Here is a 25,258-nt window from a genome sequence, read left to right as displayed (position 1 = left end):
ATTGGTAGAAATTTTATGTTATTCTTTTCTATTTTGGGCGGAGTCGGTTATCCATAGAGTCATTGTATCTGAGACTTTATCTTTCGTGGTCGACTGCACAAGAATGGTGTTCTTTCCGAGAGGAAGCTCTATTTGTTCCCATTTGACGATGGCATATCGGTCGGGTTTTTGTTTTCCCATGCTTTTCCCGTTCACGAACAGTTCTACTTCTGGCAGGTTGGTAAATGCCATGAAATTTTGTTGAGCGGTCGGGCGCATGTCGCAACGTTTTTCGGCCAGATGTACCATAGGGTCGGTTTTGTTCCAGTTTGCCTTATAAAAGTAGAATGCGTCTTTTTTATATTTACGGTCGAATGTTACGAGTCCTTTATCATTAATTCCCGGACGGTCTCCTTCTCTTCGGTGAGCGGCTCCGAAGTCGAACATATTCCATATGAAGCTACCCCAGACAAAGGGCCGTTCATGAATAATTTTCCAGTTCTCGATATGATAGAATGTCTGCCAGTTTTCGGGATGCCACCAACCGGCCGGGTTCGGACGTTTTAAAGAATCCGATTGATGATAAATACTGGCTCCTGCTCCATATTCGCTGATTGCAATGCGCAACTGGGGGTATTGGTTGTGAGTCTGATCTAAAAATTTCGCCAAAGCGTCGGGCATACCTCCGTACCAACCGTCGTAGCGGTTCCAAGCGATACAGTCGGTAATGAAATTGAGTCCTCCGTTCTGGTTACTGGCAGAGGTTGTCAGGCGAGTGGGATCTTCCGAGTGTGCCAGTTCGTTCAGTTCGGTAATGTAAGTAACAGGATTATCTCCTCGTTCGGTCAATTCGTTGAATAATCCCCAAAAACAAATCGAGGGGTGATTGTAATTTTGGCGGATTAGTTCTTTCAATTGTTCTTCTCCGTTTTTCTTGAAAGCCTCGGAGTCGATAAATCCTTTGTCGGCATATCCTCCGGGGCCGATGAATGGGATTTCGGCCCATGTGATTATACCCGATTGATCCATTAGGTCGTACATGTATTCTGCTTGTTGGTAATGGGCTAACCGAACGGCGTTGACTCCCATTTCGAGCATCAGCTTGGTGTCTTCTTCGTGATGCATCGAGCGTAAGGCGTTGCCGATTTCCGCCCGGTCCTGATGCCGGCAAACTCCGTATAAAGGCAAATGTTTACCGTTCAAGAAAAAGCCATTGTCGGGATCTACACGATAGTATCGTATTCCCAAAGGTTGTATCACCTTATCCAATAATTTATCATTTTCCCATAGGGATATTTCGGCCCGATACATGAACGGGTCTTCACGACCATTCCATAAACGGGGATTCTGTATGGTGAAAGGAATGATGGCTTCTCCTTCGGAATGGGCGTTCAATGTGACATGTCGTTTTATTTCTTGTATAGTTTTATCATGGTCTTTGACGGTGACTTTCACATTTACTTGTTTCGTTGTGGCTGCATTGGATAATTTTACAGTCGCAACGATGTGGGCTTGTTTTTCGGTCACGGACTTTTGAGTAAGATATACTCCGGGAGAAGCGTAATCCAACAGCGATATACATGTCGGTTCTGTTATAATCAAACTGACATCGCGGTAAATTCCCCCGTAGAAGTTGAAGTCTCCGACCAGAGGCATTATATCGAATTGCTCGGCGTTGTTTACTCGCACGAGAATTTTGTTGTCTGTCCCGTATTCGACATCGTCGGTTATTTCAAAAGTAAAAGCGCTGTATCCGCCTCGGTGTTCGCCCCGGTATTTACCGTTGATAAAAAGGTCGGCTACGCTGTTGACGCCTTCGAAATATAAAAATAATCTTTTGCCTTTCCATTCGGGGGAAATGTACAGGTCTTTTTCATAATTGCCGATACCACGTTTGTAGTCTAATTTCCCAGATAGGGCATCCGGGGCATTCCATGTGTGCGGCAATGAGATTCGTTGAGTCGAATTTTTACCGACTTGGTGAGAAAAGCGAAACTGCCAGTTGTCGTTTAGAGACAAATACGAACGTTGAGCATTCGTTTGGAAAATACATAATGAGATAACTATTGTTATGAGCCATTTGATTCTCATGTGCGTTATTGTTTAAGGTTTTCGTTCGACGAATGCAAAGATAATAGATTATTCCTATTGCATAGAATTCGGTTTGTGCTATATAATATTAGAAATGTATCTTCGAGAAATAATTTTTGAATCCCTTCCAGTCTTTGATTTTTGCGTATTTGGGTATCATGCGAAAAATGGGTCACTATAAATTTTCCTCAGATAGTTTGGCAAATTTTATGACATTTTATAAATTCGCATATTGTCACATTAACCTTGTCTCGATATCTATGGGATTATTCGATTTGTTCAAGAAAGATCGCGGGTACGAAATCCATTCGCTCGAATTTTGCGAAGTGGGTAAAGACGGCAAACGCGATACCCGGCCAAGTAGCAAACACTATACCGACTCTCGCTATATTATGCCTGTGGTGAAGATGACATCGCGCATCGACCGCACCGTCAAGATAAAAGTACGCATTACCGAACCAAGCGGCAAAACTCATACCTACGACTTCGATGCCCCGTTAAAACCCGTTGAGAACATGTCGGCGCAATTTCCGTGGTGGGGGTCGGAAAAGCGAGACCATTTCACTGCGGTCGGTACATGGCGGTTCGATATTCTTGATGAAGAAGATCATGTGGTTATCAGTGCTCCGCTCGAAATAGCTCCGTTGGAAGACATTTGGGAAAGCATGGGTTGGATTCATATTGTCTCGAACCTTGAATTTCGTAATATCAACGGCAATGGTGAAGTGATCGATGATTGGAATACAGGCAACTTCGTGGAGCCCAAGTATATGCAAATGCGTTGCCGATGTACCTGCTATTCGGACGTTGTGCGCAAGGTTACTTACCATGTGGAGATCAAGAATGAAAGGACAGGCAAAATCAAAGCGTTCGACCACACAGTCACACTCAATCCCCGAGATGGATCCCAATGGTTGCAAATATGTGGCTGGGGCTCCGATTCCGGTACTTCTTATGCTCCCGGCACTCATACTTACACTCTTTACTATAAGAATCGAGAAATGGGTCGTGGGCGATTCGAGGTCGTGAAATCGCCTAAGCAGCGAGGCTGGATAGAACCTTTGGCATTGGTGCTTCATTTTTACAATACCGATGAAGAAGTGCAACAATGGGTTACTTATGATTGCGCATTGCACATCTACGAGGGAAAAATCATTGAACAGAAATCTTTCAAAGCCAATACATACAAAAGGCTATTAGCCGGATTCCAGTGGCGCTCGCTTGAAAAAGGACATTCATTGAAATTGATATTCAAGTTCTATATGGAGGGTAACTTAGTTTATACCAGTGTTCAAGATGCAGTCACTAATGAACCGGACTCGAAAGATATTTTTCAACAAGATTTCGAAGTATCCAGTTCCATGAGGCTGGAAGGTCCGAACGGTATAACAAGCCCATTCCCAGCCGGGCGTTACGAAGTGGAGCTGTACCTCAAAACCGAAGAACTCGACGAGCATTTTGTGATGCGGCGTACATTAGATGTGAGGTAGATTATTGTTGCTTCTTTTCTGCAAAAGAAAAGGTGGGTAAAAGGAAGCCCCCGATTTTTCCCATAAGATAGATAATCTTTACCAGAATTTTTGTAGAACTAACCCCTCCGTCACTACGTGCCACCTCCCCTATATTTTGCGTTGCAAAACACCCCGTAATGCTATGGGGCACGGCAGAGGAGGAGTTTTGCGACACTCTTTTATCGTGTAATTTTGCCGGTAAGGCGAGAAAGCTTTCCCCTTCACCCTTGTGTTGCGAAGCGGTATAGAGGAGAGACAGAGGAGCGGTGGAGACGAAGAGAGGGGTTAGAAAGAGGCATATAGGATTTTTTAGAACTAATCCCTCCGTCACTGCGTGCCACCTCCCCCTATATTTTGCGTTACAAAACACCCCGTAATGCTACGGGGCACGGCAGAGGAGGAGTTTTGTGATGTTATCATGAGGTTTTGCAGGTGGGGACCGAAAGTATTTTGCATGTTCGTTTTGTCCTGTACTCGCCTTATGCTATCTTTGGGGAAAATAACTTGGATAATACAGTATGACGATGAAACGCGAAAAGTATATTCCGGCTCCGACGGATACCAGCCGGGAAAAACTACCGGAGGAACTTATGGAGTTGGTCGAGGTAATGGCGAAAAATGTTCATGAGGTATGGTCGCAATCTCGTTTGTCCGAAGGGTGGACTTACGGAGCGCGACGGGACGATGAGAAGAAGACGCATCCCTGTCTCGTGCCTTATGAGGAATTACCCGAAATAGAAAAGGATTACGATCGCAACACAGCGATAGGGACGCTTAAACTGATACAAGCGTTGGGATTCGATATTGTGAAGAAGAGATGAAAAGACTAAAAGAATTTTTCGGGGCGATGAAGGATTTTTTCAGACACCCGGTTATCGGTATAGACCGGATTTTGTCATCGGGTATCAAATGGCAATTGCTTTTTTTACTGGGTGTTATCGTTGCTGCTATTCTTTTGTTCATCGTAATCGAATGGCTTACAGGCAGTATTCTTACTATTAAGGAGAACGACCCACGTAATATTTTTGTTGATGTCTATTATCATTTTGCCGATCCCGGCAATCAGTATGTCGTCGAAGGGACATGGAATCGATTCCTTGCATTCCTTATTTCGATCACCGGGTCTGCACTGATGGGCGGTTTGCTCATCTCTATTTTCTCGAATATTATCGACCGCCGGGTAGAGCGTGCGAGGGAGGGTCAGATAGGCTATAAATTTAGGAATCATTATGTGATTATAGGGTTCGATAAGATGGCTATCGGGCTTATCAAACAGTTGTATCAAAAGAGTGTGGCCGAACAGTCGGATCATACGCCTTATTTGTTTGTCATTCAGACTTCGGGTAGCGTCGATTCTGCCCGTCACGAGTTGTTGTCCAAACTTGATGCCTCTATCGACCGTCGTACGATAATTTTGCACGGGGGCCGCGATTCGCGGGAAGATTTGGAGAAACTGTATTTGCCGGATTGCAAGGAGATATTTTTGTTGGGCGAGGAGAATGAAACCGATCATGACTCGATCAATATCGAATGTGCGGCTCTCATTAATAGGATTTTGCGGGAAAAGAACGCAATAGGAAAAGAGCCCCGGGATATAGAGGAGCTGCGTATGTTGGTAGCGCAAATACAGGGCCGTTGTAAAAAATGTAATGTGCTTTTCGAAGCTCAATCGACCTTTGCCGTATTTCAACGGTATGATATAGAATCTATATTCCAACTTCCGAAGAAGACTGAGAAGCAATGGCTGGTGCATTTCCAAAAAAAATATAAAGACGGTGCGGAGAATGAAAAATTATTGAAATTAATGCTGACTTTCAATCGATTGAGCGAAAGGCTTATCGATTTTCTGCCGTTTAATTTTTATGAAACTTGGGCGGAGAAGGTGTTGGTGCGAGGCCTGTATACTCCGCATGACAAAGGTTCGGAAGTCATACGTTATGTACCTATCGACGGTGACGGAATCGGTTATGACAGCAACCGATACGTCCATCTCGTCATTGTGGGAATGACCAGCATGGGAATCGCCATGGGGGTGAAAGCCGCTCATATCGCCCATTATCCCAATTTCCTTCGAGACCGGAGTAAACGGACTCGAATCTCTTTTATCGACATGAATGCCGACACCGAGTTCGATCGGTTGCGGGGCAGATACAACTCTTTGTTCGACATGTGCGACTATCGAGTTATCGATACGGTAGAGCCAGCTAAGAGTTATGCCAACCCGAATACCGATGATAAGTTTACCGACATAGAGTTTGAATTTATCAAAGGTTCTGTCGAGAGCCGTCCGATACAAGAGTTGCTACAACATTGGGCAGAGGAGGAAGACGGACGGTTGTTGACTATCGCTATCTGTTTCGAAATTCCTCAAAAGAGTATCGCTACGGCACTTTATATGCCTCGGCTCGTGTATGAAAAGGCTCATTCGATACTCGTGCGTCAGAATGTTTCCTGCTCGACCATCGAATTGATACGAAAAGCTCATCAATACGGTAAATTGAGGGCGTTCGGCATGTTGGACGAGTGCTATGACATAGACGACGATTGCATGAAACGGGTACGGCGGATAAACTTTATTTATCATAAAATAACTCCCGAACAGCCTTTCCCGCAAACATTGAACGATATCGAGGCAAGGGCATTGTGGGAAGAATTGTCTACCGTGCATCGTTGGTCGAATGTTTACAATGCCCACTCTATTCCTTCCAAGCGAAGAAGTTTCGGAAAATCGGAACCTGAAAATCTCGATGAAGATACTGCTTTGATCGAGATGATGGCAGAAGTGGAACACAATCGTTGGAATATGGAGAAACTGATTATGGGGTATCGTCCTACAACTTCCGGAGAAGACGAGGAGATACAACGATTGGGCAAGGAACGGAAAAGAAAGATAGAGCGTGAATCTTTTGCCCATACTTATATCAAACCGTATGAAGCATTGAGCGAATCGGTTAAGGATTACGATCGATTGATTATGAAATATTTGTGGAGGGTATAATCATTTTTTGTCATTGGTGATTATGGAAAAAGTCCTGCGAGATTACCGTTCCCGACTTCAAGCTAACAGCCGGGAAACGGAGCGGATAAAAATGTATATTCGTATCATTGCTTTTCTTCGTCTTTCGGTAGTCGTTGTTGCGACATTGATCGTGTATTTGTTTAGAAATGAGGGTGTAGAGGTGTGGGGCACAACCGTATTGATAGGAATCGTTCTGTTCCTGTCGTTGGCCCAGGTGCACGATCGCTGGTTTCGGAAAAAAGAATTTGTCGATTGTCGGGACCGGATTATTCATAGGGAATTGTCCTTGTTGGAATATCGTTTCGACGGAATCGACGGGGGCAGTGAATTCATCGACCCTTCCCATGATTATAGCTTCGACCTCGACCTTTTCGGCGAGAGGTCCTTCTTCGCCTATATCAATCGCACAGCGACGACAGTAGGGCGAGTCGCGTTGTCCCGGGAGTTGCTTCACCCCGATTTGAAAACTGCGTCTATTCGGGAGAGGCAGGAGGCTGTCGAGGAAATGTCCTGCCATACGGATTTCAGGATAGATTTTCAATCATACGGGGGCTGTTCGGGAGAGAGCCGGGTAGATACCGAGGCTATCGAACGGCTTGCCGGAATGCCTCGGTTCGGAACGGGGCGGATTGTGCGTTGGCTGGTTTATGCGGTTCCTGCGGTTTATCTTGCCTTATTCGCTTTATGGTTAACGGGAATGGTCGCAGGGAATGTGATCGTGGCGGTTTTCATTTTTTTGTTGGTTTTGTCCGGTCTATTTGCCAAACGGGTAACCCGCATACAAGAACAGCTCAACCGGACGCTTCAATCGCTTTCTCGTTATTCACGTCTGTTCGAGATGATGGAGCGGACGCGATTCCGGTGCAAGCCATTGAGTGAGTTACAAAGCCGGTGTGTTGACAGCAACGGCTCTGTCTCGCAGAGGGTGTCCCGTTTACGGCATTTGCTCAGCAATCTCGACCAACGCTACAATTTCGTAGGATTCGCCTTGTTGAACGGATTTCTGCTTTGGGATTTGCGGCAAATCAACGCGCTCGACCGATGGCTGTGTGACAATCGTGAAAAAATAACGCAATGGATAGATGTATTGTCGCGGTTCGACGTATATGTCTCGTTAGGAACTTTTCGATACAATCACCCCGACTATGTATTTCCCGATATACGGGAAGATCGCACCCCGGTTATGCAGGCCGAAGCTCTGGGACACCCGCTTATCCCGAGAGAGAAGCGCGTCTGTAACGATGTTGCGCCCATGAACGAGGCTTCTTTCCAGATTATCACCGGAGCCAATATGGCCGGGAAGAGTACGTTTTTGAGGACTATCGGAATCAATTATTTACTCGGCTGCATGGGCGCTCCCGTTTGTGCCGATAGCATGACTTTTACTCCGTTGCCTTTGTTTACCGGATTGCGGGCCTCTGATTCTCTTGCCGATAACGAGTCTTACTTTTTTGCCGAATTGAAACGTTTGCAGCAAATCGTTTTGCGTTTACGTCGTGGGGAGAAATTATTTATTATTCTCGACGAGATACTGCGGGGAACCAACTCGGTCGATAAGCAGACCGGTTCGCTTGCTCTTATCCGTCAGTTGGTCGGGGCCGGAGCAACGGGAATTATCGCTACTCATGATTTGGCTTTGGGCAAACTTGCCGATAGTCTGCCCGGAAAAGTCGGCAATTATCGCTTCGAGGCAGCTATACAAGGAGACGAACTTACTTTTTCTTATCGGTTACAGCCGGGTATAGCCGAAAATATGAACGCCTGTTTTCTCATGAGAAAAATGGGTATTATTCCCTCTGACTCTTCTGAAAACGATTGAATGGCGATATAATTATTTTGAGCCGTTACAAATAAATTTGCTATTGCTTACATAAAGAAAAAAAATTATCTTTGCAACGCTGAAAAGAGCGTAAAAATACTCATCAAATAAAAAGAGCGAATTATGGTTTATTCACACGAAGTAGAACACATGTGTGTTGTAAAGAAAGGTCCTAATCACGGACCGGCTCCTATCCCCGAAGAGGGAAAATGGGTGAAGGCAAAAGAAGTGATTGATATTTCGGGCTTGACTCATGGTATCGGTTGGTGTGCTCCTCAACAGGGTGCATGTAAACTGACGTTGAATGTAAAGAACGGTGTTATTCAAGAGGCATTGGTAGAGACTATCGGTTGTTCGGGTATGACCCACTCGGCCGCTATGGCATCGGAAATCCTTCCGGGTAAAACTATTTTGGAAGCTCTGAATACCGACCTCGTTTGTGATGCCATCAATACGGCTATGCGCGAGTTATTCCTGCAAATCGTTTACGGGCGTACTCAATCGGCTTTCTCGGAAGGCGGTTTGATGATCGGTGCAGGTCTCGAAGACCTCGGTAAAGGATTGCGCAGCCAAGTAGGTACGTTGTACGGTACATTGGCCAAAGGTCCTCGTTATCTTGAAATGGCAGAGGGTTATATAAAAACTCTTGCTCTTGATGAAAACGATGAAATCTGCGGATATGAATTTGTTCACATGGGTAAATTCATGGACGAAATCAAGAAAGGAACCGATGCCAACGAGGCATTGAAGAAGGTAACCGGAACTTACGGACGTTTCACCAAAGAGGCCGGTGCAGTGAAATATATAGATCCCCGTCACGAATAAAATAAGGAGGAAGTTACTATGATTAGAGAAGTGAAATTTGAAAGTCAAGACCGTCGTATCAAGCAAATTCTTGCCGCTTTGAACGCTAACGGTATTAAAGATATTGAAGAGGCTAACGCTATCTGCGAATCTTATGGACTCGATCCTTATAAAACTTGTGAAGAGACACAACCTATTTGTTTCGAGAATGCAAAATGGGCTTACGTGGTAGGTGCTGCTATCGCTTTGAAGAAAGGTTGTAAGAATGCTGCTGATGCAGCCGAAGCTATCGGTATCGGTTTGCAGTCGTTCTGTATTCCCGGTTCGGTAGCCGATGACCGCAAAGTGGGTCTCGGACATGGAAATTTGGCCGCTCGTTTGCTTCGCGAAGAGACGAAATGTTTTGCATTCCTTGCCGGCCACGAGTCGTTCGCCGCAGCCGAGGGCGCTATCAAAATTGCCGCTAAGGCCGATAAAGTGCGCAAGGAACCTTTGCGTTGTATTTTGAACGGTCTGGGTAAAGATGCTGCTCAAATCATTTCGCGTATCAATGGATTTACCTACGTTCAAACACAATTCGACTATTATACGGGCGAGTTGAAGGTAGTTCGTGAAATAGCTTATTCCAAAGGTGAACGTGCCAAAGTAAAATGTTATGGAGCCGATGATGTGCGCGAAGGCGTGGCTATCATGTGGCACGAAGGTGTAGACGTATCTATCACGGGTAACTCTACGAACCCTACCCGTTTCCAACACCCCGTAGCCGGTACTTACAAGAAAGAGTGCGTAGAGAAGGGTAAGAAATATTTCTCGGTAGCTTCCGGTGGCGGTACGGGTCGTACTTTGCACCCCGACAACATGGCTGCCGGTCCTGCTTCTTACGGTATGACCGATACAATGGGTCGTATGCACAGCGATGCTCAGTTTGCCGGGTCTTCGTCAGTTCCTGCTCACGTAGAAATGATGGGATTCCTCGGTATCGGTAATAACCCTATGGTGGGTTGCACCGTGGCTTGTGCTGTCGATGTAGCTCAGGCTTTGAGTAAGTAATCATTTGTATCTTATTATGTATAAGCATCTGTGGCCGTTTGGTCGCAGGTGCTTTTTGTTTTCTCCCCGATGTTTTCCTTTTTCGTTTTCTCCCATAGGCCGGAGTATTTTAGCCGGAAATGTTCTTTTAGCGGATAAGAGAAGAGGTTAAATGTCCAATATAAATCGGCAGATGAGAGGCTGTTTTTAACCCCTCCGTCACTACATGCCACCTCCCCTATATTTTGCATTACAAAACACAGGGGAGGAGTTTTAAATGTCTCCGATAGTGAAAACAGAAATACTCCATAAAGCTACGGGGCACGGCAATGGAGGAGTTTAAAATATTTGAAGCGACACTTTCAAACCTCTCCCCCTGTGCCGCATAGCGGTATAGGGGGAGTGCCCATCGGGCGAGGGGGTTAGTTCTACAAAAAAATCCTATGTGCTTCTTTTTTAACCCCTCTCTTCGTCGCTGCCGCTCCTCTGTCTCTCCCCTATATTGCTGCGCAACTTCCCGTAAGGCTACGGGACACGGCAGGGGAGAAGGGGGGAATACTCACAAAGAACCGAAAAGATAAAAAGACCGTTCAAAGCAACACATTTAATCCTTTCCCTCTGTATCGCAACAATCGATATAGGAGGGAGTGCCCGTAGGGCGAAGGGGCTGAAACAAAACCTGCAAGAATCTCAATGACAAAATCCGGGCGAGCGTTGCTTTATACCTTGAAATAAATAATTACTTCGATAGCCGTAGATACGATGATGCGCTACGTGTCGACTCTACTGTCAAATCGTGGGTTCTTGCTGGCTTTATTATAGGATTATTGGTAGTTGCATTCTATGTATTTTGGTATTCTATAATCTGTCTCGAAGAATGTCAAATTCGGACAAAATGATTCTGCAATTATGTCATTAAAGAGGTTGTATTGTCTTGGTTTTTATTTTTAGGTTATGATAAAGTCTTATTATTATGTGATGGTATAATTTTTGTATATTATCGATATGTAATGAAAATGAGTATTAACATATAAAAAATAAACCATTATGATTTCACAGAAATTACAAGAAGCCATTAACGTTCAGATTGCGGCTGAAATGTGGTCGTCGAATCTTTATTTATCGATGTCGTTTTATTTCAAAAAATTGGGATATGACGGATTTGCCAATTGGATGAGAAAACAGTCTCAGGAAGAGTTGGAGCATGCTTACGACTTGGCCGATTATGTATCGAAGCGCGGCGGTGTAGCCAAAGTAGATAAGATAGATGTCGTTCCTCAGGAATGGGAGAGTGTGCTCGATGCTTTTGAAAATGTTTATAAACACGAGTGCCATGTATCTTCTCTTATCGACGAGTTGGTAAATGTCGCTTCTTCCGAAAAGGATAAGGCTTCGCAAGATTTTCTCTGGGGCTATGTGCGCGAGCAGGTAGAAGAAGAGGCCACGGCTTTGGGCATTGTCGAGAAGTTGAAACGTTGTAAAGACGAAGCCAGTATTTTGTATATGGACGAGAAACTGGGTGAGAGGTAATTGTCAAGGATTATTTCTTATAAGTGATTGAAAAAGGGACTTTGGAAGAATTGTTTTTTCCGAGGTTCTTTTTTTGTATATTCGGTATCGATTGGGTAAACTATTTGTACGATGAGAAAATTGCTTTGTCCGCAGTGTAAGGTGTCTTCGATGTATGTGAAGAACGGTAAGGGGGAGCGTAGGGCGGTGTATGTGACCGATGGAGGGGTAGTCGTTGCCCGCAAAGAGGGCGAGACTCTCGATGGTTTCGATCTTGAAACAGTTTATTGTATGGGTTGCTCTTGGAGCGGGTCCCCCAAACGTATGGTGAAAATGTGATTTGTCCGATATGAATCGGTTGATGAGGGGCTGTTTTCAACCCCTCCGTCACTACGTGCCACCTCCCCTATATGGCTGGCGTCACACAGGGGAGGAGTTTTAAATGTCTCCGATAGTGAAACAGAAATACCCCATAAAGCTACGGGGCACGGCAATGGAGGAGTTTAAAATTTTCGAAGCGACACTTTTCAACCTCTCCCCCTGTGCCGCGCAGTGGTATAGGGGGAGTGCCCATCGGGCGAGGGGGTTAAATGATCAATATAAACCGGCTGATGAGAGGCTGTTTTCAACCCCTCCGTCACTACGTGCCACCTCCCCTATATGGCTGGCGTCACACAGGGGAGGAGTTTTAAATGTCTCCGATAGTGAAACAGAAATACCCCATAAAGCTACGGGGCACGGCAATGGAGGAGTTTAAAATTTTCGAAGCGACACTTTTCAACCTCTCCCCCTGTGCCGCGCAGTGGTATAGGGGGAGTGCCCATCGGGCGAGGGGGTTAAATGATCAATATAAACCGGCTGATGAGAGGCTGTTTTCAACCCCTCCGTCACTACGTGCCACCTCCCCTATATGGCTGGCGTCACACAGGGGAGGAGTTTTAAATGTCTCCGATAGTGAAACAGAAATACCCCATAAAGCTACGGGGCACGGCAATGGAGGAGTTTAAAATATTTGAAGCGCATTTTAGCTCTCTCCCCCTGTGCCGCGTAGCGGTATAGGGGGAGTGCCCATCGGGCGAGGGGGTTAAATGTCCAATATAAACCGGCTAATGAGATGCCGTTTTCAACCCTTCCGTCACTACGTGCTACCTCCTCTGCCCCCCCGTAGCATTGGGGTGTCGAGTAACAATAGGGGGCGTGGTAGAGGAGAAAGAATTTGTCAAGGTAGGGAGAGCGGGGGAATTTTGTTCTTGTCTCCGGCGACGGCTATGTAGAATTGTGAGGGGACGAGATATTTTTGTGCTGCCGATAGTAGATCGCCGGGTGACAGTTGCCGTATGGCTTCGTCTTGCTGCGCAAAATATTCGACTGGGAGATCGTTGGCTTTCAATGAAAGGTAGTAGTCCGCTATGGAAAAGGGGGAGTCGAGGGTACGAGCCATGTCTCCTCTCAGGTAGTTTTGTACGGTGATGAACTCGTCGGTCGGGACGGGCTCGTTTCTGAGTCGATCTATTTCGACGAAGACTTCGTCGATGAGCGGGCGGGTGAATTCGGTTCCGGTTTGGGTTGATATGGTTAAATAGCTTCCGTATCGCATGGCGGCGATAGAGGAAGATATGCCATAGGTATAGCCCTTTTCTTCCCGTATGTTGGACATGAGTCTGCTGCCGAAATATCCGCCGAGTATAGTGCAGAGCAGTTTCAGGGCGAAGAAATCGGGGTTTTCCCGGCCGATGACCGGCAGTCCCATTCGGATTCCGGATTGGAGGGCGTTTTCTTTGTGGGTGACTATTATCGGATTTTCGGTACGATGTATGGGGAAAGCGGGGATTATCGCAGAATCGACAGAGGGTACATTCCATGTGTGGCCGAAGTGGAGTTCCAAATTATCGAGAAGTTTCCCGGTGATTTTTCCGGCGATGAAGATACGACATTTCCCGGGAGCGATGTGCTGCCGATGGTAGTCTCGGAGGTCTTCGGTTGTGATATGGTTTATATGGTCGGGGGTGACAGCCCGTCCGTAAGGGTGCTTGTCCCCGAAAATCATAGAGAGAAAAGTCTCGGAGGCGAGGACGTCTACTTTTTCTTTCTGAACGAGCAGTTGTTGGAGACGCCGTTCTTTGAGCCGGGTGAATTCTTTTTCCGGGAAATCGGGCCGTATAACGATGTCTGCCAGTAGAGATAGGCAGGTGTCGAGATGCCGATTGAGCGTGTAGAGCGTGACATAGAGATAGTGACTCGATGCGGAGGTTTGCAACCATGCTCCGTGGTAGTCGAATGATTCGGCTATCTCTTCCGAGCTTTTGCCCGCAGCGCCTTCTTTGAGCATCAACAGGGTGAGGGCGGCTGTACCCGGTTTCTGTTCGGTATAGTAACCTCCTTCGAACATAAGGTCTATGCGGCACACGTCTTCGTCACCTCGATTACAAGCGATGATTTCGATGCCGTTCGATAAAGCATGGATGCCGGGTGCGGGCAGGGATAGGGGCGGAAATGTTCCGACAGGCGGAGTCGTTGTTCGGTCTAACGTCATAATTTTCAGAGTAGAGTGAGTGCTTTTTGTAAATCATCGGGGGTATCTATACCGATTGTTTCTTGTGTGGTGATGCCCACTTTAATCGTATAGCCGTTTTGCAGCCACCGGAGTTGTTCGAGCGATTCGGCGATTTCGAGCGACGACTGGGGCAGCCGGGTGATCTGGGACAATATGTCGGCTCTGTATCCATACATGCCGATGTGTTTGTAGTAAACGTGTTTATCGGGCCATTGTTCGGGGGATATATTTCTCATATAGGGAATTATCGAACGGCTGAAATAGAGTGCTTCGTTTTTGTCGTTGAGAATGACCTTCGGAGAGTTGGGATTGGCGAGGGCCTCGTAACCTTCGGTTGCCTCGAAGGGGCGCACGAGGGTCGCTATCTGGGTTTGAGGCGAATCGAAGCAAGCGATGAGGCTCTCGATCTGTTCGGGTTTGATAAATGGTTCGTCTCCTTGAATGTTGATGATTACGTCTTCGTTTCCGCCCAGACGATTGTAGGCTTCGAAGCAACGATCTGTTCCACTACGGTGTTCGGCCGATGTCATGACAACGTTCCCGCCGAAAGATTCCACGGCGTTGAATATTCGGTCGTCGTCAGTGGCGACACATACATTGTCGAGGATTTTGCGGACTTGCTCGTAGACCCGTTGAATCATATATTTCCCTTTCATGTCGGCCAGCGGTTTCCCGGGGAATCGGGTAGAGGCGTAGCGAGCCGGAATAATACCGATGAATTTCATATTGAATTTCTTATAACGTTTTTTTATTTGATTTCGATCACATAAAGCTGCGCGTTTTCGTATTTGACAACTTTTATACCCGCTCCTTTTTCGATGTATCCGTGAAGGGCTACGGCGTCGAACTGTCTGTCGCCGATGGTTACTTTCCCGGAGGGTCGGAGTATGGTTGCCGCGAGTCCTTCTTTTCCGATATATTCTTGTAATTCGGAGGGAACTCCGATGTATCCTTTTTCTGTGGCTTGATCCGCTTGAAGGGCTAAACGTCCGAGTGGGCCTTTACTGCCGATTTTTTGGAAAAACCAAAAGAGTAAAGCTACGGAAATAATGACTCCCGAGATGACAGTTATTATTCCTTTGCTGATGTCGGCGGCAGATACGAAGTCGAAATCGAAATTGACATTCCCGACTAATGCCAAAATGAGTGCTCCTAATATCAGAATGGAGCCCGAAATGCCGGCTATACCGAAGCCGGGGATAACGAGAAATTCGAAAATGAGCAGAATGATGCCGATGACGAAAAGCAGTATTTCCCAATTTGCGGCTAATCCGTCGATGTAAAGCGGAGTGAAATAAAGTACGGCTGCGGTACAGGCAATGGCCGAGGGCAATCCTATGCCCGGTGTTTTCAGTTCCATGAAGATACCGCCGAATATGAGCGTTACCATGAGAGCCTGAAAGGCGGGGTGAGTGAGAAAACCGGCGATATCGTCGAAGAGCGAGGGTTTGAATTCTTGTAAAGTATAAGTCTCGTACCGGAGTTTTTGCGAAATGATCTCGTCAACGTTATCGACTATGCCTTCGCAATATTTTTGGGCGATGGCCTCGTTTGCCGTAAGGGTGAGTACTTTGCCCGAATCGCAAAGATTGGGGACGATTACTCTTTCGTCGACCATAGCTTCGGCTATGAGCGGATTGCGCCGCCAGTTTCCCGATTCGTCTTTTCCGTGTGACTCGGCCGTCGCCCGCATGGTCGCCCGCATGTATGACTGGTATTTGTCGGGCATGGCGGCTCCGGTTTCATTGACTACCGTAGTGGCTCCCATGCTTGCGCTGCTGCGCATATAGATACTGTCGCAGGCTATGGCGATGAGTGCTCCTGCCGATGCGGCATTGTTGTCGACGAAAGCATAGACGGGAATGGGTGCATTGAGTATAGCCGTTCTCATGGAATCGGCGTGAACGACAGTTCCCCCGTAGGTGTTCAGCCGTAGTATGACGGCTTTTGCATTTTGTTCTTGGGCTTGGTGTAAACCGGCTCTTAAATATCGCCAAGTCGTACTCCCGATTTCTTTGGTTATATCTATTTGATAAACAGTGTTTTGTGAGTTCGATACAAAATACTGGAAAAATAATATGAGAAAAAAGATATATTTGTGAAACTTTTTCATGAACCTATGTGTTTAATATTAAGAAGCACAATTAAAAAAGATAAGAAATATGTTACAAAGTAAATAAAAAATAATCAGAACAATATTATGGGATTGTATTTTGCGAAAACAGATTTTTTTTGAGCCCCTTTGAAATAGCTGAATGTTTCGAAGACGTTTAGGAGAATGTAGAAATTTCAGATTGTAGTAGTTAGTATGAGTAGATTTTCGATGCATTTTCGTAATACAAAGTAGTAGTATAAGTAGTAAACAAGAATTACAAAATCATCAAAATTTTCAATTATGAACTCTCTAAAATTTCAAGATAGATTGTTAGGTCTCCAAGACAATTTGCTAAACTTCGCTTATATGCTTACCGCAAACCGGGAAGAAGCGAAAGATTTGCTTCAAGATACGACTCTTAAAGCTCTCGACAACGAAGATAAATATATCGACAATGTCAATTTCAAAGGTTGGGTGTTTACCATCATGCGAAATATTTTTATCAATAATTATCGCAGGGTTGTACGGAACCAAACTATTATAGACCAGACAGAAGATCTGTATCACTTGAACTTGCCCCAAGACTCGGGATTCGCGTCGCCGGAAGGTTCTTTTACGGTGAAGGAGATTACAACGGCTATCAATAGTTTCAGCGAGGAGTATCGGATACCGTTTTCTATGCATGTGGCAGGGTATAAATATCACGAGATTGCCGAAAAAATGGATTTGCCTTTGGGCACGGTAAAAAGCCGAATCTTTTTTGCCCGTCAACGTTTGCAGGAGATGCTGAAAGATTATAAATAAAGTATAGCCGAATTGTTTTTAGGCTCATTCGAAGTGTTCCTCATAGAAAGCCCTCATAAATCCTATATGATTTATGAGGGCTTTGGATTTTCCGGGAAAGGCGGAATAGCCATACTTTTTTGTCTTTTTCTTTAACCCCTCCGTCCTTCGGACACCTCCCCTATATTTTGCGTTGCAAAAACACCCCGCAATGCTGCGGGACATGGCAAGGGAGGAGGGCGTTGGTGTTCAGTATTTTAGCTTTACCGTTTATTTTCACTCCTTCTTTTTTCTACGGGTACTTTCCCTATCGGCAGGGGGAGGATTGACATGTTATTTTTGATATTCTTTTCAACCCCCTCGTCCTGCGGGCACTCCCCCTATATTCCTTTCAGGAACACAGAGGGAGAGAGATATGCCTCACTCTGTTCTCGTTATCGAAGGTATTAGCCCTTCTCCCCTGCCGTGTCCCGTAGCCTTACGGGAAGTTGTGTTAGCAATAGGGGAGACCCACAGAACTTTGTTCTGCGGAGAGGGGTTCGCTGATTGTTTATTTGTGATTTACCTGAGTTTCTCTTCGAGAAGATCGGAGAGGATATGGATATTCTTTTCATTATCGTACGCTTTCAGCAGCTGTATTCGTTCGGTGCGTTTGGCTTGGTCGAAAGGTTCGTTTAAGGCGGTTTCGACAGCGCGAGCCATAGCCTGAGGTGTATCGGCAATGAGGCAGGCTTTGTCCAAGCCTGTGCCGAATAGCATTTTGCTGTTTACGATACAGTGTCCTCCGTGAAAGAGGGCATTCAATAGTTTCAGTTTTAATCCCGTGGGTTGGAATGTGACGAGCAGGTTGGCTGCCGCTTTTTCAATAAGGTGGTTCATTTGTTCTTCCGAGGGATTGGCGATGAGTTGTGCGCCGGGTGTCCGTTCGACCAGCCGAACGAGTGTTTCCGGGGGATTTTTTCCGGCGAATATCCATGATGTGCCTTGTGTGAGCGGGACGACTTGCCGTAACAGGTATTCGGCGGCTTCGATGTTCTCTTCGACCGAAAGGTTTCCGTGATAAAGGATATAGTTCTCCTTCGGGTCGGCAGGGGCTACTTCGGTGTATGCGTGAAAGGCGGGAAGCAGCGACACCGGAATTTGCGGGTATCTCGACGAGAAATAACAGCGGTCGCTCTCGGAGATCGCTAAAATGGCATCGGCATGCAGGAGTATCTTTTCGTATTTTTCCAATTTGACAGCTTCGAGTTCGTAGTAGAATTTTTTCCACCCTGATGTCTTGCGGAATAATTCTTTGTAATATTCGTGCTCGATGTTGTGCATTCGGACTAATTTGACACGGTCTTTCAGCCGTTTGTCGGATAGAAAGGCGCAGCAATGCAGACCTTCGAACAGTATGGGGGCATTGTCGGAAAGCAGATCGTCGAGAAGTTTTGAACAATGGCGACTGGAAACAATATAAGGGATATGCGAAAGCTGGCGGATAACAGACCGGTGGCGCGGATAGTAAGAGACTCTGGCGGCTACTTCGTTCAGTTGTTCGGCTCTACTCCGGTCGTATTGGAATGTGTGTAGCCATGTCTCGTAGCCCATATTTTTTAACGCTTTCAACTTATAGTAAATATCGATAACTCCTCCATAGTCCGGTGGAAAAGGGACTTGCAGAGAAACGACATGGAAACGTCGGGAGGGAGACGGAGACAAACTCATGGGAAATTAGAATTTGTATCCGAGACCAATGGAGATATTAGCCTGATTGAAGTCGTTTATGAAAATATATTTTCCCTCTATATGTAGGTTTAGGTGGCGAGAGATGTTCATTTCGAATCCGGCTCCGGCGTTTATTCCGAATTTATTTCGGGTATTGGAGAGTTCTTTATCGTTTTGTAACGCATTTCCCCTCCAACTTTGAAACGCGATACCGGCTAAGGGATATACCGAGAATCGACCGGCGAAAGGAATGAGGTAATGAATGTTCCCGTTGATTTCCCATTCGTTGAGGTCGTGGTGCGAGAATGTGTAGTTGACCGACGGCACTACTCGCCAGTTTTTTGCAAAGGGGAGATGCATGAAAACTCCTGCTTGTACGTTTTCTGTATCGAACATGTATCCGGCTGATATGCCTAAGCACTTCGTATTGTAATTTTGTGCTTGGACGGTGGTGGCGGAAAGCAGCCCCATGAATATAAAAAGTCCTATTATTTTTTTCATATCCAAAAGTTTGAGGGACAAATATACGGTATCTTTCTGTTAATATGTAGTCGATGAAGTTATTTTTAGGATAGTATGGCTTTAAATGTGAAAAATGTTTTTGATATAGTCCTTATTGTTAAGAAGATATTAGAAATTGTTTTAATTTTTGAAGAGAGGATTTTCGTACGGGGAGTTTGAAATTGCGGTAGAGTTTGTAATCCTTAGTAATGAATATCGTTTTGTTGTATATGAGGCTGTGCTGTTTGTGTTGCTTTTTTCTATGGGATTGACTTTTACAGCTTCTACGACTTTGGACATGGATTGTGAGCGAGCCAATTCGGGAACGGCCTCTGCGTTGTTCGGAGCAGCAGGTTTTGCTTTTGGAGGTATCGTTTCTCTGTTGGTGGGATTGGGCGATATCCTTTCTACTACGGGTCTGATATTTTTCGTTTGCTCGGTGTGTTCTCTTTGTTTTTCCGTTTTGGCTATGAACCAGACACGTATGAACTTATGGGGGAGTTTCAAATGTAAGATGGGGCCTGCTGCTAGGTTTTTCTTTTTGAGGCGAGAGAAATAAAAATGGGTAATAAAAGTAGTGATCGTAATTAACAGAAATGTATAAATCCCCCGCTCTTTTTCAAGGCGGGGGATTTTGTGTAGGACTATATCTTTATAATTCAAAAAGATGAGTTGGGATAATTTAGCATTTTATTTTTTGATGACTTTCACGGCTTTACCATCGTTCACTTTTACAAAATACATACCGCCAGCAAGATCGGAAAGGTCGAGAGAAATAGTTGTCGTACCTACATGGGCTTGTCTCATTACCAGAGAACCGGCTATATTATATATTTCGACCGTTTCGATTGTATTTTGAGCAGATATCGTAATGATTCCCGTCGTGGGGTTGGGCGATATACGTGAAATGCTTACTGCATTTTCTATGCCTGTATATATATTGTTCAATACCAATGATTTCTTTGCGGGTGTCACACAACTGTTGTCACTGGTAGGCATAGCCCATACGGCTAATCTTTCACCGGCATTGGATACCGCATATAAGTTCCCGGCATAGTCGAATTCGAAATCATTAACATAACCGCCCATTTCGGCAATTTCTTTTCGGAATTTTTCCGTGACAGAAGGTATTCCCTCTTTCATCTTGTAGGAGTACACGGCCACTCCGCCATTTACGCTAAGGGCTATAAGCTGTTCTTTTTCATTGACGGCGAGAGCTCCGTTTTGGGACGACTCACCGATGATGTTGGGCTCGGCTGTATTAAATACGGCATCTTGGTATTGATCGCTGTAATAGAACATACATGGATTTGCGGGAGAGTTGCTTCCGCCACCTCTGTATTGTGCGGCCCAATATCCGGTAGAAACGGGTACGATACTGCTGTTGTCGTTGCCCACGTAACTACTGGCGGCTTTCGATTCGTTGGGCGCAGTTGTCCATGTATTCGATTCGCCGATGTTATAGACGTTGATAAATTTTTTCCAAGATGAACCCGAAGCCGTTTTATCTATGGCATAAAGTTGAGTTGTAGCACCTTCTCCTCGAATACCTACGGCTGTTATTTGGCCGCATACATATTTGCCTCCTATCATTAGGCTGCCATTCGAATTTGTAGCTCCTGTAAATATAGAAGAAATATCAAAGGTTTCGGGGTTCATCAGGTAAATACCTGCGTTGTTCGTGCTGGCGTCGCATAGGAATACTCGTCCATCTGATGCTACGGCTGCTTTTCTCGGACCCATACCGGTTTCTCCGCTCCAAGATATGGTTCCGCTATAAGCTGTGGAGCCTTGTTGAGTGATATCGCTTATGTCTGCACCGAGTACATACACACCCACTGTCGAGGTTTGGGCTTGTGAAGGATTTCCTGCACTTACTGTTCCGGCAGCAGTGTTCGTTATATAGATACGTCCGAAGTAGTCGCTTTCAGGTGATTTATCGATGGCGACACCGTATGGTGAGTAGTACTGGTATAGAGGACTGTCGTCGGATATTTTCGTAAATTTCGTGACGTTTCCGGCGATGGCTTGAATACTCCAATTCAGCTTTTCGGCAGGAAGATCGGCTCTGGATATAGTAGTCTGATTCGCTCCTTTTGGTAGCGCTCCTAATGCAATCGTTTGAACAGCTTCGCCTGTTTCTGGATTATTCAATATCAAGTTTACAGATGTGGCATCCTCGTTTAAGTTGAAGTTGATAGTATATCCGTCTTCTGTTTCGTCATAGGATAAACTGTATGCAAATATACGGGCGGGAGATTCGGATTGCTCCATGCCTTTGGTCGTGTATTTTACGATTTTGTTTCCAGCCAACAGGTATATATCTATATCGGAATTATCTACGATTCCTATACTTGTCATTGGAGAAAGTCCCGTAGTGGAGATGAAAGATTCGGTATCTCCGATGTTTTGGGCTTGATCTATTCCATTCGTAATGTCGTATAAACGAACTTTATAAGAATAATTTCCATCTCCTTGACTTTCACAAATGGGTGCGCTCATATAAATTTTATCGGCGTAACGGAAATAATTCGCTCCGTATGACTCTACCGGAATGTTATCCGAGAAATCGGCTAGCATGATTCCCTGATCGCTCATCCAGTCCATTAAAAATTCTCTTGGGGCCGTGAGTGTACCGTCTATGATCAATCTACTTTTTGCTAAGGGCGAGAGTGTGATATGGGCTTTTTCTCCGATTTGACTTTCGTCGAAGTCCGTATCGTTTTTCTGGAATCCGGCCACTTCTCCGTTTTTAATGTTCCAACATACATATCTGATACCGTATGCCGTATTCCAAGCGTTTCCGGCATGGGAGTCGAAATACAGTTGGAAATCGTCGATCGTGCCGCTTACAGCGATGGTGTTGGCTATATAGTTGGAGTTGTTATTTCCGGCGGCTGCGAGGCTGGCACTTGTATTCGTTTGTAATGTAGCGACGACAACCGGGGCTGAATCTTCTAACGAGGTCGTTTCACTTCCCTGCCATTTATATACGTAAAAGTCTCCGGTTTGATACGCATTGCCTTCTTTGCCGATGACCGTCGAGTTTGTCCCAATAAGCACGCCGTCGATAGTAAAGGCGATATCGGATAGTATATAGGGTAATTCTTTCCCGTTATAACCTTCGGTTACAAGACCTTCGGTACTCATTTCTTTAATGAGTTCTCCGGTTGCTGGATTTAGAACCAAGAGTTTAGGAATTTTATTTTCATCTACTGCCAATACATAATATTTGTTGTCTCGCAGTATTGCCCGACGTACGGTAAGTCCATTCAAGGCTTCGATGTCGGTAATTTCTGTTTCTTTGGAGAGATTGTAATATGCCGCTGCTGCAATATCTCCGTCTTGGTCGGGGTGTGGATAATCAAGCACTTCCTCTTCTATTTCTTCATCAGAGGGTTCTTCATGTTCCAAATCGGTCAGCCTTTTATTAATGAATGCCGTTTCATTGACGATGACTTCGATTGGTTCGGTTTCTTTCCAGAATCCCTCGATGTCGAATACCAGATTGTAGTTTCCGGGAGTCAAATCGGTAAATACGAATAATCCATTATATTCTTTATCGGTTGTATATCGGCCTACTTCTTCACCGTTCTCGTTTTGAAGAATAACAGTTACGTTGTTCAAGGGAGCATAGGAATCGATCGAATTGATTTTGTATTTATAGAGGTCGTGTTCGAGAGTGTTATATTTATCTTTAACAGTCCCCATAATGCAGCCGGTAGTTTCGCTATCGTCGTTGAACCATGCACGTATGGCCCGAGCATATCGCATACCTTCTTGTTTGCAGTAGTCTTTGTTGAGAAGTCTTTGGCGTTCGGGTTGATAGGTGTGGAAACAGCCTTCACAAAGGAAGCCGTCACACCCGTGTTTCAAAACACCGAGATAACCGGTATATCCCATGCTGTTTGAGGACGAGCTACCATAGAAAGATATGTCGCCCCGGCTGTTGTTGTCGTTTTCGCCGGTATAATAGGATTTATAGGTAACCTCATTCTTGTTGACATATGGCCATGCGGCACGAGCCATATCGCGGGCGTTTGTCAATCCGTTTCCCGATTCCGAATCGGTCCCTCGATAGAGAATCAGTGGATAATTCGTACTGCTCCCCTCCGTTGCAGCGTTACTATGGATCGAAATGAAATAATCCATATTGTTGGCCTCTACATCTTGACAAATCACCGATAGGGTAACTAACTGTTGAGTTCCACTTTCTCCGGGCTGAGTCTCGATGTATTTGTCGTTTTCGGTTTTGTGTTCATCATCGGCCGATACAACACCGTTTACCGTGCGCGACATTCTCACATATCCGGCTCCGGCTTTTACGAGTTCTTCCCTTAGGGCCATTCCTTTTATCAAGTTCGTATTTGTTTCGAAGAATCCGAGAGTATCCATTTGAGCATAGTTGATCGTTGCCATCGGCCGGTCGTTAGGCCCCCAACCGCCGTGCCCCGGATTAATATATATTCTGGCCTCGCTTAGATCGTTTGCACTTACCGAAAATGCTAACGTTATTCCTAAGCATATCGATAGAAGTTTATTGAGTTTCATGGTGATTAATTATTTTGAGGTTGCTACATTCATTAAAAATATCTCTCCATTTTGTGTCGTATAGACGATTTTAGAAGCATCGTCGGATGCAGAAGGGTACATGCAGATTTTTGATTGATCTGTCAATGCCGTGCGATGAGTGCCTTGTGACGTAACGGCGAATATTTGGGAGTAAGTAACGATTTCCCCGTTATCATAATCTACCATGCCTACAACCCAATCGTTACCTAACCAGACCGGCGCACGCAATGTCCCCAAAGAAACCGGATTTGTTCCATCTATATTGCAGACGTATGCTTTCGCTTCGTCAATGACATAATAGAGAAGTTTTCCCCCATCGGGAGAAACCGATGGCCATAAATATCCTACATTCGTTCCGTTGGGAGAAAGTTGCTTTGTTTTTCCATCGATTGTAACGTAAAGCTGGCTGTTCTTAATACTTGGGATAGCTGGGAGGTTTTTCAGCTTTTTACCGGCAATCCGTTTAGAAATAAGTTTGCCATTATTTACAGCGAGAACCGTACCTCCTTTCACAGTCACACCTTCTAGATTTCGGGTAGGTTTTACTAGTTGTTCTGTTTTCCCGGTTTGTAGATTTACACTGTTTAATGATGAGTAGCGAAGTTTCCCTTTATATTCACTCTTTCTATAAATTACGGTAGAGCCGTCTTCGGAAAATTGGGCATTAAACCCAGCACTTCGGTCATTGGTAATGGTCGTCAATTTCCCGGTTGCAAGATCAAATTTTTTCAGACCGCTCATGTCTTCGTTGGTTACTAGAACGCAATCCCCCTTCGGACTTATCTTCGGGAGAAATACTCCTTGCCCGTCGAGTGTAAGGGCTTTGGTACTGATTACCTCAATTCCTTGGGCAAAAATCAACTGACTCATAAAAACGAGTACTCCTAGAAATGTTTTTCTCATAATGATTAAAATTATATAGGTAAATAATGGATTATTAAGGATAATTCGAGTATATTTTGAGTCTTTGTGTTTATTTCAGGTTTTCAAATGTAGATATTTTTATTTTATATTCATTATTTAAGTATATAAAAAATGATTCTAAAATATAATATATTTAAAATTGTAATGAAAAATAAATGGAAATAAGATTTGTGGTTCTTGTAAAATATTGATAATTAGATGTTTGTTTGGCTTTATTATTATAATACTAATTATCGGGAATAATCGAAATAATTATTAGCAATTATTTTTTGTTGGTGATAAATTTCCCTTGTTGTATTGAATTTCTAACTTTGATTGGATTGAAGTCGGTCGGGTAACAAGAATGTATTTAACGTAA

The 25,258-nt window shown here is 44.9% G+C and carries 18 protein-coding genes; 10 read left to right on the top strand and 8 right to left on the bottom strand.

Annotated features, from left to right (window positions below):
- Nucleotides 1–18: 18 nt before the first annotated feature.
- The gene (lacZ4, locus tag HMPREF9448_RS03350; protein ID WP_008861178.1) at nt 19–2,070 is read right to left on the bottom strand and encodes a beta-glucuronidase LacZ4; all 2,052 of its coding nucleotides are present in this window, start codon (nt 2,068–2,070) and stop codon (nt 19–21) included.
- A gap of 260 nt (nt 2,071–2,330) precedes the next feature.
- On the opposite strand from lacZ4, the gene HMPREF9448_RS03345 reads away from it, so the two are divergent.
- The 8 genes from HMPREF9448_RS03345 to HMPREF9448_RS03300 all read left to right on the top strand — a co-directional run bounded on the left by HMPREF9448_RS03345 (nt 2,331) and on the right by HMPREF9448_RS03300 (nt 12,100).
- Nucleotides 2,331–3,560, top strand: coding sequence for a hypothetical protein (locus HMPREF9448_RS03345; RefSeq protein WP_157260324.1), 1,230 nt, complete (start codon nt 2,331–2,333; stop codon nt 3,558–3,560).
- Between the two features lie 539 nt (nt 3,561–4,099).
- The gene (locus HMPREF9448_RS03335; RefSeq protein ID WP_157260323.1) at nt 4,100–4,402 is read left to right on the top strand and encodes a RyR domain-containing protein; all 303 of its coding nucleotides are present in this window, start codon (nt 4,100–4,102) and stop codon (nt 4,400–4,402) included.
- Nucleotides 4,399–6,579, top strand: a complete 2,181-nt coding sequence (locus HMPREF9448_RS03330) for a hypothetical protein (RefSeq protein ID WP_040295848.1) — start codon at nt 4,399–4,401, stop codon at nt 6,577–6,579. The genes HMPREF9448_RS03335 and HMPREF9448_RS03330 overlap by 4 nt, the downstream gene beginning before the upstream one ends.
- Before the next feature lie 22 nt (nt 6,580–6,601).
- Complete coding sequence (locus HMPREF9448_RS03325; protein ID WP_008861174.1) at nt 6,602–8,419, top strand: MutS family DNA mismatch repair protein; 1,818 nt, start codon at nt 6,602–6,604, stop codon at nt 8,417–8,419.
- A 123-nt stretch (nt 8,420–8,542) separates the two neighbouring features.
- On the top strand, nt 8,543–9,244 hold the full coding sequence (locus HMPREF9448_RS03320) for an iron-sulfur cluster assembly scaffold protein (RefSeq protein ID WP_008861173.1): 702 nt from the start codon (nt 8,543–8,545) through the stop codon (nt 9,242–9,244).
- Nucleotides 9,245–9,262: 18 nt separating this feature from the next.
- Complete coding sequence (locus HMPREF9448_RS03315) at nt 9,263–10,273, top strand: GGGtGRT protein (RefSeq protein WP_008861172.1); 1,011 nt, start codon at nt 9,263–9,265, stop codon at nt 10,271–10,273.
- A 1,026-nt stretch (nt 10,274–11,299) separates the two neighbouring features.
- Nucleotides 11,300–11,782 carry a ferritin gene (locus HMPREF9448_RS03305; protein WP_008861171.1) on the top strand — a complete coding sequence of 161 codons (483 nt, stop codon included), beginning with the start codon at nt 11,300–11,302 and terminating at the stop codon, nt 11,780–11,782.
- 111 nt (nt 11,783–11,893) lie between these two features.
- Nucleotides 11,894–12,100, top strand: coding sequence for a hypothetical protein (locus HMPREF9448_RS03300; RefSeq protein ID WP_008861170.1), 207 nt, complete (start codon nt 11,894–11,896; stop codon nt 12,098–12,100).
- Between the two features lie 880 nt (nt 12,101–12,980).
- On the opposite strand, the gene HMPREF9448_RS03285 is transcribed toward HMPREF9448_RS03300, so the two are convergent.
- Genes HMPREF9448_RS03285 through HMPREF9448_RS03275 form a run of 3 tightly spaced genes read right to left on the bottom strand, consistent with a single transcriptional unit; the run spans nt 12,981 to nt 16,428 of the window.
- A complete protein-coding gene (locus HMPREF9448_RS03285) occupies nt 12,981–14,294 on the bottom strand; it encodes a M16 family metallopeptidase (RefSeq protein ID WP_008861169.1) in 1,314 nt (437 codons plus the stop codon).
- 5 nt (nt 14,295–14,299) lie between these two features.
- Nucleotides 14,300–15,040: a 3-deoxy-manno-octulosonate cytidylyltransferase gene (gene kdsB / locus HMPREF9448_RS03280; RefSeq protein WP_008861168.1), complete on the bottom strand. Its 741-nt coding sequence runs from the start codon at nt 15,038–15,040 to the stop codon at nt 14,300–14,302.
- A gap of 23 nt (nt 15,041–15,063) precedes the next feature.
- Entirely contained in the window at nt 15,064–16,428 is a 1,365-nt protein-coding gene (locus HMPREF9448_RS03275; RefSeq protein ID WP_008861167.1) for an NfeD family protein, read from the bottom strand.
- 282 nt (nt 16,429–16,710) lie between these two features.
- Between HMPREF9448_RS03275 and HMPREF9448_RS03270 the strand changes: the two genes are divergently transcribed.
- Entirely contained in the window at nt 16,711–17,214 is a 504-nt protein-coding gene (locus tag HMPREF9448_RS03270) for an RNA polymerase sigma factor (RefSeq protein ID WP_008861166.1), read from the top strand.
- 540 nt (nt 17,215–17,754) lie between these two features.
- On the opposite strand, the gene HMPREF9448_RS03265 is transcribed toward HMPREF9448_RS03270, so the two are convergent.
- On the bottom strand, nt 17,755–18,903 hold the full coding sequence (locus tag HMPREF9448_RS03265) for a glycosyltransferase family protein (protein ID WP_008861165.1): 1,149 nt from the start codon (nt 18,901–18,903) through the stop codon (nt 17,755–17,757).
- A gap of 6 nt (nt 18,904–18,909) precedes the next feature.
- Complete coding sequence (locus tag HMPREF9448_RS03260) at nt 18,910–19,404, bottom strand: outer membrane protein (RefSeq protein ID WP_040295844.1); 495 nt, start codon at nt 19,402–19,404, stop codon at nt 18,910–18,912.
- Nucleotides 19,405–19,552: 148 nt separating this feature from the next.
- On the opposite strand from HMPREF9448_RS03260, the gene HMPREF9448_RS14590 reads away from it, so the two are divergent.
- The gene (locus HMPREF9448_RS14590) at nt 19,553–19,963 is read left to right on the top strand and encodes a hypothetical protein (protein WP_008861163.1); all 411 of its coding nucleotides are present in this window, start codon (nt 19,553–19,555) and stop codon (nt 19,961–19,963) included.
- 131 nt (nt 19,964–20,094) lie between these two features.
- Here the strand turns inward: HMPREF9448_RS14590 and HMPREF9448_RS03250 are convergent, their stop codons facing one another.
- Together HMPREF9448_RS03250 and HMPREF9448_RS03245 are read right to left on the bottom strand one after the other, a co-directional pair.
- A complete protein-coding gene (locus tag HMPREF9448_RS03250; RefSeq protein WP_008861162.1) occupies nt 20,095–23,955 on the bottom strand; it encodes a T9SS type A sorting domain-containing protein in 3,861 nt (1,286 codons plus the stop codon).
- Nucleotides 23,956–23,964: 9 nt separating this feature from the next.
- Nucleotides 23,965–24,879: a TolB-like translocation protein gene (locus HMPREF9448_RS03245; protein WP_008861161.1), complete on the bottom strand. Its 915-nt coding sequence runs from the start codon at nt 24,877–24,879 to the stop codon at nt 23,965–23,967.
- Nucleotides 24,880–25,258: the final 379 nt, after the last annotated feature.

Origin of the sequence: Barnesiella intestinihominis YIT 11860, assembly GCF_000296465.1 — a bacterium.
GTDB lineage: Bacteria > Bacteroidota > Bacteroidia > Bacteroidales > Barnesiellaceae > Barnesiella > Barnesiella intestinihominis.
Note: the sequence above shows the minus strand (reverse complement) of the source record. Positions and strands in the feature narration are given on the sequence as shown.

Bases quoted from the DNA above. Each gene is read 5' to 3' on its own strand.
- HMPREF9448_RS03260 (WP_040295844.1), bottom strand. From the start codon at position 19,404: ATGAAAAAAATAATAGGACTTTTTATATTCATGGGGCTGCTTTCCGCC.
- HMPREF9448_RS03270 (WP_008861166.1), top strand. From the start codon at position 16,711: ATGAACTCTCTAAAATTTCAAGATAGATTGTTAGGTCTCCAAGACAAT.
- HMPREF9448_RS03320 (WP_008861173.1), top strand. From the start codon at position 8,543: ATGGTTTATTCACACGAAGTAGAACACATGTGTGTTGTAAAGAAAGGT.
- HMPREF9448_RS03245 (WP_008861161.1), bottom strand. From the start codon at position 24,879: ATGAGAAAAACATTTCTAGGAGTACTCGTTTTTATGAGTCAGTTGATT.
- HMPREF9448_RS03300 (WP_008861170.1), top strand. From the start codon at position 11,894: ATGAGAAAATTGCTTTGTCCGCAGTGTAAGGTGTCTTCGATGTATGTG.
- kdsB (WP_008861168.1), bottom strand. From the start codon at position 15,040: ATGAAATTCATCGGTATTATTCCGGCTCGCTACGCCTCTACCCGATTC.
- HMPREF9448_RS03250 (WP_008861162.1), bottom strand. From the start codon at position 23,955: ATGAAACTCAATAAACTTCTATCGATATGCTTAGGAATAACGTTAGCA.
- HMPREF9448_RS03335 (WP_157260323.1), top strand. From the start codon at position 4,100: ATGACGATGAAACGCGAAAAGTATATTCCGGCTCCGACGGATACCAGC.
- HMPREF9448_RS03345 (WP_157260324.1), top strand. From the start codon at position 2,331: ATGGGATTATTCGATTTGTTCAAGAAAGATCGCGGGTACGAAATCCAT.
- HMPREF9448_RS03315 (WP_008861172.1), top strand. From the start codon at position 9,263: ATGATTAGAGAAGTGAAATTTGAAAGTCAAGACCGTCGTATCAAGCAA.
- HMPREF9448_RS03265 (WP_008861165.1), bottom strand. From the start codon at position 18,903: ATGAGTTTGTCTCCGTCTCCCTCCCGACGTTTCCATGTCGTTTCTCTG.
- HMPREF9448_RS03275 (WP_008861167.1), bottom strand. From the start codon at position 16,428: ATGAAAAAGTTTCACAAATATATCTTTTTTCTCATATTATTTTTCCAG.
- lacZ4 (WP_008861178.1), bottom strand. From the start codon at position 2,070: ATGAGAATCAAATGGCTCATAACAATAGTTATCTCATTATGTATTTTC.
- HMPREF9448_RS03305 (WP_008861171.1), top strand. From the start codon at position 11,300: ATGATTTCACAGAAATTACAAGAAGCCATTAACGTTCAGATTGCGGCT.
- HMPREF9448_RS03285 (WP_008861169.1), bottom strand. From the start codon at position 14,294: ATGACGTTAGACCGAACAACGACTCCGCCTGTCGGAACATTTCCGCCC.
- HMPREF9448_RS03330 (WP_040295848.1), top strand. From the start codon at position 4,399: ATGAAAAGACTAAAAGAATTTTTCGGGGCGATGAAGGATTTTTTCAGA.
- HMPREF9448_RS03325 (WP_008861174.1), top strand. From the start codon at position 6,602: ATGGAAAAAGTCCTGCGAGATTACCGTTCCCGACTTCAAGCTAACAGC.